This is a genomic window from Flavobacterium sp. Flavsp81, assembly GCF_059491325.1.
Window position 1 is genome coordinate 733,247 of the sequence record NZ_CP168505.1, and the last position, 15,540, is coordinate 748,786.

Genomic DNA, 15,540 nt, shown 5'->3' on the forward strand with positions numbered 1-15,540 from the left:
TCATATTTTTAATTAAAAAAAAATAAGACCATGGAAATTAAAAAAATATATCCTGCAATCACATCTTTTTTTATGTTGGTTATTATTTTAGGTATAATGAGCAACGTCAATGCGCAGACTGGCAACATCAAAAATGATATTTTTTGGAATACAAAAGATGGACAGCCAATAAATAGTCAGGGTGGTGGTATTTTTAAATTTGCAGATCCTATGACAGGAGTACAAAAATATTACTGGTATGGTGTTTATTATGAAGAGGCTGACAGCTATAGAAACGCTCCATTTATTACACAAAAGAATGCTACTTTTAAATCTGTAACCTGTTATAGTTCAGTTGATTTAGTGAATTGGACGTTTGAAGGAGATGTTGTAACTACAGATGAAGTGAATAAATTCGGCAAAACCTGGGTAGGGCGCTTAGGAGTTGCTTATATAAAAGAGCTGAATAAATATGCGATGTTTGTTCAGCATGGAAGTGAGGTATTAATTACGCTTTCGGATTCTCCAACCGGTCAATTTATCTGGAATCAAAAAATAAATATGGAGAAAATGATAGGAACCAGCAATACTGGCGATCAAACCGTATTTACCGATGAAGATACCGGAAAATCTTATTTGATTTATTCTTATGGTAAAGGAAGGAACAAGATATATGTTTCTGAAATTGGTGTCAAAGAAGGGAAAGTAAACCTTTTAGACTGCACACAGGTCTTTAAAGGAGAAAGCCGTGAAGGAAATTGCATGTTCAAGTACCAAAATAAATATTATATGTTTGCATCCAATATTTATGGCTGGGATGCTTCATTTGCCTATTATTTAGTTGCTGATGATATTAGAGGACCGTATCTTCCTGCCAATGAAATGCTGGTTATAAACGGGGCTTCAGATGATTTTGCACATGTATCACAAACTGGTTTTTTCTTTTCTGTAAAAGGAAGCAAGCAGGAAACAATAGTATACTGTGGAGACCGATGGGCAGATTTTGCAGGCAACGGTTTAGGATATAACCAATGGTGTCCGATTTCATTTGATGGAGAAACTCCTTATTTTAATTCGCTTAATTCATGGAATATTAATGCCAAAACAGGCGAGTGGAAAGTAGCCAAAGATAATGATTACATTAAAAACGGAAGCTTTGAAGCCGATCGCAGGCATATTCCAAGTCCTGTTAAACCTGTACAAACAGAATTAACCGGATGGTCTAATGAGGTAATTGAAGGAAATAAAATTGGACTGGATAGTATAAATTCTCCGGTTATAAATTACTTCAATACTGAAAACGACAGAAGGATTGTTATCGGCGAAAAAAGCTTAAATATTAATGACAAGGTTAACTTTAAACGAAAAACTTTTCAAACAATTGTCTCTTCTCCTTATGTCAAACTTGAAGACGGATCGTATACGCTTACAGCCAAAGTAAAAAATACCAAAGGTTTTACAAATTTAGAAATGTATGCTTTAAGTAATGGTAAAAGACTCATTTACAATTTAAAAGATGAAAATTCATCATGGAAAACGATAACCATCAATAATATATCAGCTAAGAAAGGAAAGATTGAAATTGGTTTTCTGGCTGATGGTACAGCAAATGCTTCTTGCCAGGTTGACGATGTTTCATTGGTTAAAAATTAATCTTGTGTACTTGTTTGATCATATTGCGCATTTTCAGCGGATTTTAATCCGCTGAAAATGCGCAATATTCTCCTTTCGTCGAAATGACAAACTGTACTAATAAATATTCTTGTAAAAATGCTTATCCTAGCCCCGATAGAAGTGGAAATCCTTTTGTGGTGGGGTTAGCCACAAAAGATTGCAACGGATAGCGGGATTAGCTTCTTAAAAAATCACCATTAAAAATGAAGAAATGAAATAATTTAGTTTTTAAGCACTAAAATTCATTAAACTTTGATAAAATACTATTAATACTCCCAAATTAAACAGGCTATCTTTACAGCCTTTGCTAATTATTAAACCATACTTTATGAAAACTATTTCTTTAAAAGGAATCTTTCTCTATTTTATTTTGTTGATATCCTTTTGTGCTGCTGCTCAAAAAAGATCAGAAAGAGATTTGATTTTAATCGATAAAGACTGGCGTTTTTCTCTCGGACATCTATATGATACCCAGAAAGATTTCAATCATGCTACAAGTTATTTTTCCTATTTAACAAAAACAGGATATGGGGATGGCCCTGCCGCACAAGGTTTTGATGACCGTGCCTGGAGAAAATTAGATCTTCCGCATGATTGGGCAGTAGAGCAGCCTTTTAGTGAAAAGGGAAGTTTTAGCCACGGATTTAAAACAGCCGGAAAAGGTTTTCCTGAAAAGAGTATTGGTTGGTATCGAAAAAAAATCACTATTCCGGAGGCTGATAAAGGCCGAATCATTTCAATAAAATTTGATGGTGTTTTTAGAAATTCTAAAGTATTTTTCAATGGTTATTACCTCGGAACAGAAGAAAGCGGTTATAACGGTTTTGAATATGATGTTACGTCGTATGTAAATTATGGAGGAGAGAATACGATTGTCGTTCGTGCAGATGCTTCAATGGAAGAAGGATGGTTTTATGAAGGTGCCGGAATTTACAGACATGTTTATCTGCAAAAGACAAATCCGATTCATGTTACTGCAAACGGAACTTATGTTACTTCGGAAATTCAAAATGATAATGCAGAAGTTACAGCCCGGGTTACTATAGAAAATAAAGGAAACTACAAAGGTTCAATTGAAATTGCACAAAGCATTTTGGATGCTTCAGGCAAACAAATTACAACTGTTTCTGAAAATGTGCCAGCTCCTGATTTTTACAAAAAAACCGATTATACTTCAAAATTACAAGTTAAGAATCCGTTATTATGGGATATTGAAAATCCGAATTTATATCGTTTAGTTACTGAGATTAAACAAGACGGAAAAATTATTGACAGTTATGAAACTCCGTTCGGAATAAGAACAATTAAATTTGATGCAGAGAAAGGTTTCTTCCTTAACGGAAAATCGGTAAAACTGAAAGGAACAAACAATCATCAGGATCATGCGGGAATTGGAACCGCTTTGCCAGACGAATTGCAATATTTCCGAATCAAAAAATTGAAGGAGATGGGTTCGAATGCCTATCGCTGCTCACATCATCCCCCTACACCTGAGCTGCTTGAAGCTTGTGATAAATTAGGAATGCTGGTAATTGATGAAACCCGATTGATGGGAATTAACGATTATCATCTAAATGATTTAAAACGAGTAATTGAACGCGATCGCAATCATCCGAGTATTTTTTGTTGGTCAGTAGGAAATGAAGAATGGAATATTGAAGGTGGTGTTGTTGGAGAACGTATCACGAATGTCATGCAGGGATTTGCAAAAAGTATCGATCCAACAAGACCTGTGACGGTAGCGGTAAGTAGTGGTTTTAGAAGCGGTATCTCCTCAGTAGTTGAAATTATGGGTTATAATTATCTTGGAAACGGAGATATTGATGCGCACCGAAATGAATTTAAACAGCAACCCGGAATGGGAACTGAAGAAGGTTCGACGTTTGCAACCCGTGGAATTTATTTTACAGATGATGCCCAACATTATCAAAGTGCCTATGATAAAAAACCGCGACCATCTTTTTATAGTATTGAAGAAGGCTGGAAATTTTATGCAACACGTCCGCACATGGCCGGAATGTTTATCTGGACCGGTTTTGATTATCGCGGAGAACCTACACCATATGGCTGGCCATCGGTAACGTCTTATTTTGGAATGATGGATGTTTGCGGTTTCCCGAAAGACAATGTCTTTTATTTGAAATCATGGTGGGGAAAAGAACCTGTATTGCACTTACTACCACATTGGAATTGGAGTGGTATGGAAGGTAAAGAAATTGATGTCTGGGCATACTCGAATTGTGATGAAGTAGAACTTTTCTTAAACAAAAAGAGTTTGGGCAAAAAGAAAATGGAGCAATTAGGGCATTTAGAATGGAAAGTAAAATACGCTTCGGGAACTCTTGAAGCAATTGGATATAAAAACGGAAAAAAAGTTCTGACGGAAACTCAAAAAACAACCGGAATTGCTGAAAATATCAAGCTTTCGGTCGATAAAGAAAATGTTTTGAATTCGAATGTTAGTGTAGTAACGGTTGAAGTTACTGATAAAAAAGGACAGCATGTACCGACAGCAAATGACGAAATAAACTTTTCAATAATAGGAGGGAAAATAATTGGTACAGGAAATGGTAATCCGACATCATTAGAAAAAGAACAATTTATTGATGATGTTGCATTGGTTTCTATAACTAATCTGGAGGAACAGAAACTTACCACAGCCGATCTTCCAAATCAATTAGCTTCTGATTCAGAAAATAACTGGACAGCAGCTTTTAAGGACAGGGATTATAAAAATCAGGCTCCATCTTATATTTATAGAGGACAGTTTGATTTGAAGAATATTGCAAATACAAATATCGTTAGCTTCTATTATAAAAAAATAGGAACAGATGTAGTCATTTTTATTAACGGAAATAAGTTGGCAGCAAGTTCAGAAGATGCTCAAAAGTACATTTTAAATGCAGCTATATTAAAAGAAGGTAAAAACACAATTCAGATTGTAGCAACACCATTACAAAGAATAAGAGACTGGGACGTTATGAATACAGATCCGGGAATTATACAGGTAATTACGCCAGCTGAACCCTGGAAGCGAAAACTTTTTAACGGATATGCCCAGGTAATTGTTCAGAAAGACGGTAGTGGAAAAGAGATTGTTTTATCGGCAACTGCCAAAGGTTTAAACGCAGGAAGTTTAGTATTGAAAAAATAGTTTCAAGTTTCAGGTTTCAGGTTCGCAAAGTTTGCGGTTAAATACCTGAAACCTGAAACAAAAAACTTAATTTATTCTTTGAATAATATAAGTTGACTGACTCTTATCTCCTGATAACAATTTACCCAATTTCGAACTGATAGCATAAACATTTCCATCAGAAGCCAAAGCGGCAGTAGTTGGGAATTCATCTTTTCCAATAGTAGTTTCACCTATTTTTACAGCACTTGCCCAGTTGTTGTTACTTGACAAAGTATATGTTTTTCCTTGGGCTAAGCCATTTTCTACAACAACCAAATTATTGTTTTTGTCAAATTCGATACCATCAGGAGCGCTAAATGTAGTTCCTGTTACCTCAGTAATATTGGCAGGATTTGAAAGGGATATTTTCAATAGTTTAGAAGTATCGGTTTTTGCCACTAATAAATAACCATCAGGGTGAAAAACAATTCCGTTTAGACCAAATTCATTTGGTTTGGGCTGAAACAAAGTGTTAGTCGCAAATACAGAAGCAGCATAATTATTGTCAATTTTGTAAATAATGGGAGAAAATGAATCTGTAATATAAATATTGCCATTAGTATCTACAGCAATATCATTTGGACAAGATCCTGAATTTGGCGTAAAATTCTTCAAATCAATCTCTTTGATCAACTCACCTGAAGTAAGATTAAAAATACTTACCGTAGCAACAGATCCGGCGCTTCCTGCAGTACTTTTTTGAGAAATTCCCAAATCAGCGTTAGCAACTATTAACCGGTTTCGGACTTCATCAGTATAAACTCCTGTTGGTAAAACCAGTTTGCTGCTCGTTGCAAAAATGGATACTTTCCCTTTGGTATTCATAGCATAAACAGCTCCTTTGTACAATGAACTAATCAGGAATTTTTCATTTTTTGTATCGTAATCAATCCCTTCAGGATAAAGTCCAATAGCTGTAATGGTGTATTTGCTTTGCAGGGAAACAGAAGGATCTCCCGTTTTTTTTTCGCTGTCGCACGCCATGAAAAGAATTGAAAAAGCTGAAATCAAAATTGTGTTTTTCATTTTTATTAATTTAAGTTATTCGTCGGTATTGACAATGCAAATCTGGGACAGAATAAGAAAAATAAAAATGAACTGGTTTAGGAAATATAGTTGAACCAGTTTAACTTTTTGAGGTTTTACGATTACGTATTTTACTTAAATACTCCGTACTAAAACCAAGATAAGAAGCTAGTGCATATTGAGGAACACGTTTAGCAATTGCTGAATATTTACTCATAAATTCATCATAGCGTTCTTCGGCTGTTTTTGTAAAATTTGACAGCAGTCTTTTTTGCTGAAAAGCAAGCGAACGCTGGGTAATAATGCGCTCGAATTTTTCAAGTTTTGGAATCTCCTTCAGAAATTTTTGCTCGTCTTCGTATTCAATTTGAATAAGAACCGAATCTTCAAGAGCTTCTACAAATAAAGTGGCAGGTTCCTGATAAATCAAACTGCTGTAATCAGATATCCACCAGTCTTCAATAGCAAATGACAGCGTGTGTTCTTTTCCTTCATTATCAACCAGATAACCTCTAAAAGCACCTTTTACAACATAACTTTTATGTTTACATACAAAACCGGGCTGTACGATAAACTGCCTTTTTTTTACTTTGGTAATCTTCAAAAAAGTAGCCAGATGCTTTTTTTCGTCATCTGTTAAATCAACATATCTTGATACATAATCTATTACTGGCAGCAGGTCCTTCATTTAACAAAGATATTAAAGTTGTTTCAGGTTTCACGTTTCAAATTCCAGGTTGCCCAAACTTTGTCTATGAACTAAAGTTTGCGCAATTCTGTCATAGAAATTGAAATGACAACGATGAGAGCCTGAAATAAAAAAACTTGAAACCTAAAACAATATTTTTATTTATTTGAATTTCATAACTTTGTTGCATGAACGACCAAACAATTTCTCAGCCGGCTGATTTTAATACTTCAGATTTAAAAATGAAAGGTTTTAAAGTGTATGAAATTGGAAGTGATTGCAGCGCAATACCAACTTACAATCGCAGGGATTTCTATAAAATCTGTATGAATACTTCTCAAAGCCTCATTCACTATGCAGACAGGGGTATTGAAACCAATGGGACAACATTGTTTTTCGGGAACCCGCATATTCCGTATTCATGGGAATTGCTTTCTTCATCTTATCATGGTTTTGCATGTGTTTTTACCGAAGAATTTTTAAAGGTAAACGACCGTTCAGAAAGCCTTCATGAATGTCCGTTATTTAAAATTGGCGGAACCCCAATCTTTTATTTATCAGAAGAACAGAAGATCTTTGTAACTTCTTTATTTCAGAAAATGATTGTTGAACAAGATACTGACTATGTTTTTAAAGATGATCTGATCCGAAATTGTATCAATCTGATTATTCATGAATCAATGAAAATGCAGCCTTCGGAGAACTTCTTTAAACATAAAAATGCTTCTTCAAGAATTACATCATTATTTATTGAACTTTTAGAAAGACAATTTCCAATAGAGAGTAAAGATCAGCCACTTGCTTTTAAAACACCGCAGGATTATGCGCAAAGCCTTGCTGTGCATGTCAATCATTTAAATCGTTCTGTAAAAGAAATTACAGGAAAATCTACTACAGCACATATTACCGAAAGAATTATCAGCGAAGCAAAAGCTTTATTGCAGCATACAGATTGGAGTATTGCAGATATTGGCTATTCACTTGGATTTGAATATCCAAGCTATTTTAACAACTACTTCAAAAGGCTTACGGGAACAGTTCCAAAATCATTAAGAATGTAAAATTGTTTGATATTCTTAATTTTTTGTTTGAATTTTATTATTTCTAATTGAATTTGCTTACTTAAATTTGCATCAGATAATCAATCATGTATCAGATTTTTTGACTGACTAAATTATAACTCCAAAAGCACATTCTTTGCTTCATTTAGTTTCAGTTCCCATTAAACAAAAGCTTTAAATTATTTAGGGCAAACCTATTACTGATAATTTTTTAAATAGAAAACTAAACTCAAAAAACAATTATTTTATGTCAACACCTTATACCACCGTAATTGAAGAAGGAGTAATTCCTAACAGATACATGACAGGCGAAGTTTTTTATAAAAAACAAACAAGCAATATTCATCCGGATAATACTGTCATCAAAGAAATGGCTTTTGAACCCGGCTCAAGGAGCAATTGGCATATTAATCCAACTTTACAATTGCTAATTGCAACTGATGGTGTTGGATATTTCCAGGAAAGAGGCAGTGCAATACGCTTGTTGCAGAAGGGTGAAGTTGTTACTATAATGCCCGGAGCAGAACATTGGTATGGTGCTGTGCCTTATAGTCAATTTTCGCAAATTACTATTATTACAGAAATTGATAAAGGATCAGGAATCTGGCTGAAAAGTGTAACGGATGAAGAATACAATAGTTTTGAAAAATAGGCTTTAACACAAAATAATAAAAACAAAAATCACTCCATATTAGAGTGGTTTTGTTTTTATGTATCTGTAGTAGTTTCAATTTTTTTTATTTCGACTTTTTCTTTTTTAATGGCCTGTCTTAACAAAGCAAAAAGGCTCATGTAGGCATTAGCTAAAAAAACTAATGAAAACCCAGAAATTAAATATCCACGCCAGTCAGGTATCAGAAGTTTAAAATCACAAATAAGAATAAAAAAAAGAGTGATATAGTGACTAAAACAATACTCGCAGGTAAAAAGATAAAAAAACTTCCTGATTAAAATCTTGCTGTCATTTTGAGAACGGTTTACACACCATTGTCTTGGTTCCCGAAATATTTCTTCCTGAGTTACAGTCCAGCTAATACAGGCAATAGGAATAGCCAGGATAAATAACCATATAATTTGAGATATTAAATTCATTTGAAATTAATTTAATAAAACTTTAAATTACAAAGATTTCACTTTTTTGATTTATATAATTTTTACGATAAATTATATAATTTGTTTTGTTTTTCTTCTAAAAAGTCCCGGAACCACAAACCGGATTGTTTAATAGTTCTCTTTTGAGTATCAAAATCAACATGAATTAATCCAAATCTGGCATTGTAACCTTCAGCCCATTCAAAATTATCGGTAAGGCTCCAGACAAAATAGCCATCGACTTTACAGCCTTCCAGCTTAGCTTTATATAATTGTTCTAAATTATCTTGTATAAAATGAGTTCTGCTAATATCGTATACTTTTCCATTGGAAACCGAATCGGGAAATGCAGCACCATTTTCAGTTATTATAATTTTCTTTATTCCTTTATAAGTATTAAATTTTTGCAGAATATAATAAAGGGCAGGAGGGTAGATTTCCCATCCCATGGTAGTTGAAATAACGTTTCTTTTTTCGGCACTTACTAGTTCTGCTCCGATGTAAGGAGTAAATAATGAAGATTTTACAATTTCCCTTGTATAGCATTGAAGACCTATAAAATCGAAATCAAAAGCCATATTATTTTTATCATCAGACAGAATATAATTATTGAGTTTTTTTAATACAGGGAGATCGTCCTGCGGATACCCAAGACCCAATAAAGGTTCAATAAAAGTCCTGTTCAGCAAAGTGTCAACACGTTTTGCAGCTTCGATATCTTTTTGCTTTTGTGTTTCAGGTTCGATATGTGTACATGAAAACGTTGTACCGATATTAGCATTTTGTATATTATGACGCAATATTTTTGCACCGGCGGTTGTAGCTAATGTTACATGATGTATGGCTTTAAGGTAGTTTGTGATTCCTTTTTTCCCCGGAGCATGAATACCAAGAAAATATCCTGCACCAGTAAAAACAGATGGTTCATTTATAACCATCCAGTTTTTTACCCGATCGCCAAAATGATGTGCACATACTTCTACATATTCTGAAAACCATGAAACACATTCTCTGTTTGTCCAGCCTCCTTTTAATTCTAATGAATGGGGCAGATCCCAATGGTAAAGTGTAACCCAGGGTTCGATTTCACATTCAAACAAAAAATCAATAACCTTGTTGTAATAGTCAATTCCTGCCTGATTTATCGGGTGAACTCCCGAAGGCATAATACGCGGCCAACTAATAGAAAACCGAAAATTTGGAATGTTTAACTCACGTGCCAATTGGATGTCATCTTTATAGAAATTATAAAAATCACAAGCATTATCGGCATGATGACTATTTTTTATTTTACCTTTTTGTTTGGTAAAAACATCCCATATAGAAAGACCTTTTCCGTCGGCTTCATGTGCGCCTTCAATTTGAAAAGCAGCTGTAGAAACTCCCCAAAGAAAATCCTCACCAAATTGGTCTTTGTTTAAAAATGACCGCTCTAATTTATTCATTCAAATGTGCTTTCCTGTTTGTAAAGTAAATTAATGAAGAAAAGTAGAATGCATCGCTCTTAGAAAAAGCCACTCCTTGAATGAAACTATAAATTTTAGACTAAAGAATTTCATAACTATTTATTTTTAATCAAATTAAGGAAATAAATATGAATTCAATGTAATGTAAATATTATCAAATAGTTGCGTAATGTTTTTCAGATGTTTTATCCACTTCTAAATATTTTTTAGATTAAGTATTTGTAATATTTTTATGATATTGTATAAACCCGTAAATTCTCAATTATATAATTTTAAGCCAGTTATAAAATTTGAATGTATGAAAGATTTTATTCAGGACGTATACAAACATTTAGAAGGGTATTATTATAGCATTGTTGATTTAACACCCAAATTTATATTAGCTGTTGTCGTAATTTTAGTTTCCTGGTTTATTGCTTCACGAATTGGTATAATTGCCGCTAAGAGATTAAAAATTAGAATGCATGATCCTTTGCTTGCTACTTTTATTGCCCGATTAATTAAATCTGTTTTGATTATAATTGGCGTCCTTATTATGTTTAAGATTATTGGATTAAGCGGAATTGCACAAAGTATTCTGGCCGGTGCCGGAATTTCAGCATTTATTATTGGATTTGCTCTTAAGGATATTGGCGAAAATTTTCTTGCCGGAATACTTCTTGCCTTCAAAAGGCCTTTTTCTGTGGGGGATATCATAGAAAGTAATGGTGTGAAAGGCGAAGTACTTACATTGAATCTTCGTGATACAGAAATTAAAAGTGACAGCAAAATTATTTATATTCCAAATGCTTTATTAATTAAAAACACCTTAATTAATTATAATAGCAGTGGCTTTTTATTGCAGACTTTTACAGTTGGACTTGAATACGGCGCTGATTTTAACAAGGCAATAGAGTTGGTAAAAAAAGTCCTTGCAGATAATCATGAAGTTGTTGATAAAGAGCATACTGATTCGGCTTTGATCACAGATGTTACTGCAGGAATAGCACAGTTGAATATCCGTTATTGGGTAGAATCAACTACAAATCCGAAAAGTTCTGAAAATCGCTCAAAAATAATTGCAGAAGTTCTGAGTACTTTAAAAGAAAACGGATTTATTTTGAAGTAATTTTAAATCTATATTAACAATTAATGCATATCTGTTATAATTCACATTAGTTATATTTGTAAGAACAATAATATAGGTGTATTAATTTATGATAAAACTTAAGGCTTTTACAGTTTGTATTTTTCTGTTCTCCGCATTTTCGATTTCAGCTTATAGCCAGCAAGTAAAGCTGCTTAATATTGACCAGCTTAATGAAAGAATAAAGAATGGAAAAGACAGTACCTATGTGGTCAACTTCTGGGCAACCTGGTGTGCTCCGTGTATTAAGGAATTACCTAATTTCGAAAAACTCAAAGCAGAACATAAATCTGAGAAATTAGCAGTATTACTGATTAGTGTTGATTTTAAATCAAAATTGAATTCGGGCGTGATTCCATTTGTGAAAAGAAAAAATTTGAAGAGTGAAGTTTTTCTGCTTAACGAAAGCAGTCCGCAAGAATATATTGACCGAATTGATCCTTCGTGGTCAGGAAGTATTCCTGCTACAATTTTTATTAAAAATGATAAGCGAAAGTTTGTCGAAAGTGAATTTACCTACGAACAATTATTAACCGAATATAAAAAACTGTAACTATGAAAAAAATAATTCTATTAATGATGCTGGCATTTTCTGCCTTTCTTACCCAGGCACAAACTGCAACTCTTAAAGCCGGAGATACAGCGCCTGATTTTAAACTTAATAATGTAGATAACAAAGAAGTTTCTTTTGCAAGTTTCCCTAATGCAAAAGGTTATATTGTTGTTTTTACCTGCAATACATGTCCTTACGCAGTAGCTTATGAACAAAGAATTATTGATTTGGATAAAAAATTCAAACCACAGGGATATCCTGTAATTGCTATTAATCCAAATGACCCGGAAGCTTCTTCAGCTGATGCTTTTAATAAAATGCAGGATTTAGCCAAAGAGAAAAAATACCCTTTCCCTTATTTATTTGATGCCGGACAAAAAGTAACAGACCAATATGGCGCAAAACGCACCCCTCATATTTTTATCGTTTCCAAAACAGCAAAAGGAAATATTATAGAATACGTTGGTGCTATTGATAATGATCCCGAAGGCACGAAGACTGAAAAAATAAAATATGCCGAAGATGTTATTGCAGCTTTAAAAAGCAATCAAAAACCAGCCATAACACAAACAAAAGAAATTGGCTGTACCGTAAAAAGAAAAGCTAAAGCTTAATTATAAGCAGCTTAATTCAAAAAATGCCTCAATAATTTGAGGCATTTTTTATTTTTAAAGGTTTATATTCAAAACTTATTACAGCATAAAAGGATAGATATTCTATAAAACTTTGCCGAGATCATATAAAGCAATTCATTATTGGTATTCTAAATTTGGTAATAATTATAAAAAATATATAAAAATGATACACGTGATTGATACCGCAGATAATGTAGTTGCTTTCAGAGCATTGGCAGAAGTAACCAAAGAGGATTTTCAGGCAGTTGTAGTTCCATCAATAGATAAATTAGTGAAAAGGATTAATGAAATTAATTTTTTATTGGTATTGGATACGGACATAGGAAATTTTACATCTGGTGCCTGGCTTCAGGATATCATGGTAGGGCTTAAACATTTAGGAAAATGGAACAGGGCTGCTATCGTTACCGATTCAGATGAGATAATTTCATTCACTAATGGATTCAGTTACATTGTTCCCGGGGAATTTCGTGGTTTTAAAAAAATAGATTTTAACAAAGCCTTGAATTGGGTAGAAGGTAATATATAGTTTAAAAAATAGAAATCTTAGCAATAGTTTTTAATTGCTATATATTTAACAGTTACATTTCATTTAACTTACGGTATTATAATTTGCTTTTGAATTGTTTTTAAAACAATCCAAAAGCATTATTTTTTTAATATTATACTTCAAAAAAAGAAATTTCATTATTATTTCAAAAAAAGCAACTTAAAATTTTTTTCATAAACAACAATATTATATTTTTACGCAACCGATTGCAATTTAATAACTCTAATACTGTATTCTTTTGTTATTAAATTTATCATATATTTTATTAGAGATATTGATGATATTAAAAAAATAAATTGAAGAAAATGAATTTAAGGAAAAAGACTTTTTTAATATTGATCGCAATGTTTTTCGTAATTACAGAGTCAATTTCAGCCCAGAGTGATTACAAACTATGGCTGCAATATGAAAAGAAAACAAGTCCCGAAATGATTTCAGATTATCTTTCAAATATGAAAGGAATAATTGTATTGGGAAAATCTGAAACTTCTAATATTTCTTTGAAAGAATTAAAGTTGGGTCTGACAAGCATGCTAGGGAACGAAATTGATTCTGCAACAAAATTAGAAGGAGAGAATAAAATAATTATAGGCTCCAGAGCAGTTTTAAATTCAGAAATTCAAAAAGCAGCTGGAATTGATTTCGATCAAATAAATGAAGAAGGTTTTATTATTAAATCTATTTCAATAAAAAATAAAAAGCATATTTTAATAAGTGGTAAAAATGATGTTGGGGTTTTATATGGTGTTTATAATTTTTTAAGATTAATTCAGACAGATAAATCGATCAAAAACCTGAATATAGTTGATGCTCCGAAAATAAATATCCGGGTTTTAAATCACTGGGATAATTTAGACCGAACTGTCGAACGCGGATATGCCGGTTTCTCTTTATGGAATTGGCAGAAACTTCCGGATTTTATCGATCAGCGTTATATTGATTATGCAAGGGCAAATGCGTCAATCGGAATTAACGGAACGGTTTTGAACAATGTAAATGCGAATGCATTAATCTTAACGCCACAATATTTAGAAAAAGTAGCGGCTTTGGCCAATGCGTTCAGACCATATGGAATAAAAGTATATTTAACAGCCCGCTTTTCGGCACCAATAGAAATTGGAGGTTTAAAAACTGCCGATCCAAAAGACACTGATGTAATAAATTGGTGGAAAGGCAAAGCCAAAGAAATTTATAAAATGATCCCAGATTTTGGAGGATTTTTGGTAAAAGCAAATTCAGAAGGTCAGCCAGGCCCACAAAATTATGGAAGAGATCACGTTGACGGAGCGAATATGCTGGCAGATGCGGTTGCACCTTTTGGAGGTGTAATTATGTGGCGTGCTTTTGTCTATTCTGAACATGATGCAAATGACAGAGCCAAACAAGCTTACGCTGAATTTGTACCTTATGATGGAAAATTTAGAGAGAATGTAATTGTTCAGGTAAAGAATGGCGCCATCGATTTTCAACCTCGCGAACCCTTTCATCCGATGTTTGGCGCTATGCCAAAAACACCTTTGATGATGGAGTTTCAAATCACTCAGGAATATTTAGGTTTTAGCACGCATTTGGTTTTTCTTCCAAAATTATTTCAGGAAGTTTTAGAATCTGATACCCATCAAAAAGAAAAAGGTTCTACGGTTGCCAAAGTAATAGATGGCTCTTTAACTAAAATCAGGATTACCGGAATTGCTGGCGTTTCCAACATTGGAAATGATTTAAACTGGACCGGGCATCCTTTTGCACAGGCCAATTGGTATGGCTTTGGAAGACTGGCATGGAATCCTTATTTAGATTCGGAAGTTATTGCTGATGAATGGCTTAGGTCTACTTTTTCGAATGATGAAAATTTCATTAAGCCAGTAAAAGAAATGATGATACAATCTCGTGAAGCGGTTGTAAATTATATGACACCTTTAGGATTACATCATATTATGGACACAGGACACCATTACGGACCGGGTCCTTGGGTTTCAAATTTATCACGACCGGAGTGGAATCCAGTATACTATCACAAAGCCGATAAAAACGGAATTGGTTTTGACCGCTCAAAAACCGGAACAAATGCAACAGCGCAATATGCTCCCGAAGTGGAGAAAATTTTTGATAACCCGGAAGCCTGCCCTGAAAAATATTTACTGTGGTTTCATCATGTTTCCTGGGATTATAAATTAAAAAATGGGCAAACGCTTTGGAACGGAATAGCACTCAAATATCAGGAAGGTGTTGATCAGGTAAAAGAGATGCAAAATACCTGGAATAAAACTGAAAAATATATTGACAGCGAACGTTTCAAAGAGGTTGAGATGCTGCTGGGGATTCAATATAAAGAAGCAAAATGGTGGCGGGATGCATGTTTACTTTATTTTCAACAATATTCAGGTAAAGAGTTGCCTGCAGGAGTTGAGAAACCAACACAATCTTTAGAGTATTTTAAATCATTAAAATTTCCATTTGCACAAGGAAATTAATTCGGTAAAAAATAGCGTAAATAATTACTATTAACCAAAAAATA

At 33.5% G+C, this 15,540-nt stretch carries 13 protein-coding genes; 9 read left to right on the forward strand and 4 right to left on the reverse strand.

The window, feature by feature from the left end; genetic code table 11:
* The first annotated feature begins 30 nt into the window (after positions 1-30).
* Both ACEN92_RS03150 and galA read left to right on the forward strand, forming a co-directional pair.
* A complete protein-coding gene (locus ACEN92_RS03150; protein WP_495640916.1) occupies positions 31-1,632 on the forward strand; it encodes a family 43 glycosylhydrolase in 1,602 nt (533 codons plus the stop codon).
* Between the two features lie 349 nt (positions 1,633-1,981).
* Entirely contained in the window at positions 1,982-4,807 is a 2,826-nt protein-coding gene (gene galA, locus ACEN92_RS03155) for a beta-galactosidase GalA (protein ID WP_495640917.1), read from the forward strand.
* A 66-nt stretch (positions 4,808-4,873) separates the two neighbouring features.
* On the opposite strand, the gene ACEN92_RS03160 is transcribed toward galA, so the two are convergent.
* Positions 4,874-5,854, reverse strand: a complete 981-nt coding sequence (locus ACEN92_RS03160; protein WP_495640918.1) for an SMP-30/gluconolactonase/LRE family protein — start codon at positions 5,852-5,854, stop codon at positions 4,874-4,876.
* A gap of 100 nt (positions 5,855-5,954) precedes the next feature.
* A complete protein-coding gene (locus tag ACEN92_RS03165; RefSeq protein WP_495640919.1) occupies positions 5,955-6,542 on the reverse strand; it encodes a Crp/Fnr family transcriptional regulator in 588 nt (195 codons plus the stop codon).
* 188 nt (positions 6,543-6,730) lie between these two features.
* Between ACEN92_RS03165 and ACEN92_RS03170 the strand changes: the two genes are divergently transcribed.
* Both ACEN92_RS03170 and ACEN92_RS03175 read left to right on the forward strand, forming a co-directional pair.
* On the forward strand, positions 6,731-7,603 hold the full coding sequence (locus ACEN92_RS03170; RefSeq protein WP_495640920.1) for a helix-turn-helix domain-containing protein: 873 nt from the start codon (positions 6,731-6,733) through the stop codon (positions 7,601-7,603).
* 247 nt (positions 7,604-7,850) lie between these two features.
* Positions 7,851-8,255 carry a cupin domain-containing protein gene (locus tag ACEN92_RS03175; RefSeq protein ID WP_495640921.1) on the forward strand — a complete coding sequence of 135 codons (405 nt, stop codon included), beginning with the start codon at positions 7,851-7,853 and terminating at the stop codon, positions 8,253-8,255.
* A gap of 56 nt (positions 8,256-8,311) precedes the next feature.
* On the opposite strand, the gene ACEN92_RS03180 is transcribed toward ACEN92_RS03175, so the two are convergent.
* Both ACEN92_RS03180 and ACEN92_RS03185 read right to left on the reverse strand, forming a co-directional pair.
* Complete coding sequence (locus ACEN92_RS03180) at positions 8,312-8,695, reverse strand: hypothetical protein (protein WP_495640922.1); 384 nt, start codon at positions 8,693-8,695, stop codon at positions 8,312-8,314.
* Positions 8,696-8,757: 62 nt separating this feature from the next.
* Positions 8,758-10,140 carry a GH1 family beta-glucosidase gene (locus tag ACEN92_RS03185; protein WP_495640923.1) on the reverse strand — a complete coding sequence of 461 codons (1,383 nt, stop codon included), beginning with the start codon at positions 10,138-10,140 and terminating at the stop codon, positions 8,758-8,760.
* Positions 10,141-10,459: 319 nt separating this feature from the next.
* On the opposite strand from ACEN92_RS03185, the gene ACEN92_RS03190 reads away from it, so the two are divergent.
* The 5 genes from ACEN92_RS03190 (at position 10,460) to ACEN92_RS03210 (ending at position 15,496) form a co-directional block, all read left to right on the forward strand.
* Entirely contained in the window at positions 10,460-11,269 is an 810-nt protein-coding gene (locus tag ACEN92_RS03190) for a mechanosensitive ion channel family protein (RefSeq protein WP_495640924.1), read from the forward strand.
* 88 nt (positions 11,270-11,357) lie between these two features.
* The gene (locus tag ACEN92_RS03195; RefSeq protein ID WP_495640925.1) at positions 11,358-11,840 is read left to right on the forward strand and encodes a TlpA family protein disulfide reductase; all 483 of its coding nucleotides are present in this window, start codon (positions 11,358-11,360) and stop codon (positions 11,838-11,840) included.
* Between the two features lie 2 nt (positions 11,841-11,842).
* Entirely contained in the window at positions 11,843-12,454 is a 612-nt protein-coding gene (locus tag ACEN92_RS03200; RefSeq protein ID WP_495640926.1) for a thioredoxin family protein, read from the forward strand.
* Between the two features lie 184 nt (positions 12,455-12,638).
* Positions 12,639-13,004: a SpoIIAA family protein gene (locus ACEN92_RS03205; protein WP_495640927.1), complete on the forward strand. Its 366-nt coding sequence runs from the start codon at positions 12,639-12,641 to the stop codon at positions 13,002-13,004.
* Positions 13,005-13,369: 365 nt separating this feature from the next.
* Positions 13,370-15,496, forward strand: coding sequence for an alpha-glucuronidase family glycosyl hydrolase (locus ACEN92_RS03210; protein WP_495640928.1), 2,127 nt, complete (start codon positions 13,370-13,372; stop codon positions 15,494-15,496).
* The last annotated feature ends 44 nt before the right edge of the window (positions 15,497-15,540 follow it).

Excerpts from the sequence above, each read along its gene's own strand:
- ACEN92_RS03150 (WP_495640916.1), top strand. The coding sequence starts at position 31 with ATGGAAATTAAAAAAATATATCCTGCAATCACATCTTTTTTTATGTTG.
- galA (WP_495640917.1), top strand. The coding sequence starts at position 1,982 with ATGAAAACTATTTCTTTAAAAGGAATCTTTCTCTATTTTATTTTGTTG.
- ACEN92_RS03160 (WP_495640918.1), bottom strand. The coding sequence starts at position 5,854 with ATGAAAAACACAATTTTGATTTCAGCTTTTTCAATTCTTTTCATGGCG.
- ACEN92_RS03165 (WP_495640919.1), bottom strand. The coding sequence starts at position 6,542 with ATGAAGGACCTGCTGCCAGTAATAGATTATGTATCAAGATATGTTGAT.
- ACEN92_RS03170 (WP_495640920.1), top strand. The coding sequence starts at position 6,731 with ATGAACGACCAAACAATTTCTCAGCCGGCTGATTTTAATACTTCAGAT.
- ACEN92_RS03175 (WP_495640921.1), top strand. The coding sequence starts at position 7,851 with ATGTCAACACCTTATACCACCGTAATTGAAGAAGGAGTAATTCCTAAC.
- ACEN92_RS03180 (WP_495640922.1), bottom strand. The coding sequence starts at position 8,695 with ATGAATTTAATATCTCAAATTATATGGTTATTTATCCTGGCTATTCCT.
- ACEN92_RS03185 (WP_495640923.1), bottom strand. The coding sequence starts at position 10,140 with ATGAATAAATTAGAGCGGTCATTTTTAAACAAAGACCAATTTGGTGAG.
- ACEN92_RS03190 (WP_495640924.1), top strand. The coding sequence starts at position 10,460 with ATGAAAGATTTTATTCAGGACGTATACAAACATTTAGAAGGGTATTAT.
- ACEN92_RS03195 (WP_495640925.1), top strand. The coding sequence starts at position 11,358 with ATGATAAAACTTAAGGCTTTTACAGTTTGTATTTTTCTGTTCTCCGCA.
- ACEN92_RS03200 (WP_495640926.1), top strand. The coding sequence starts at position 11,843 with ATGAAAAAAATAATTCTATTAATGATGCTGGCATTTTCTGCCTTTCTT.
- ACEN92_RS03205 (WP_495640927.1), top strand. The coding sequence starts at position 12,639 with ATGATACACGTGATTGATACCGCAGATAATGTAGTTGCTTTCAGAGCA.
- ACEN92_RS03210 (WP_495640928.1), top strand. The coding sequence starts at position 13,370 with ATGTTTTTCGTAATTACAGAGTCAATTTCAGCCCAGAGTGATTACAAA.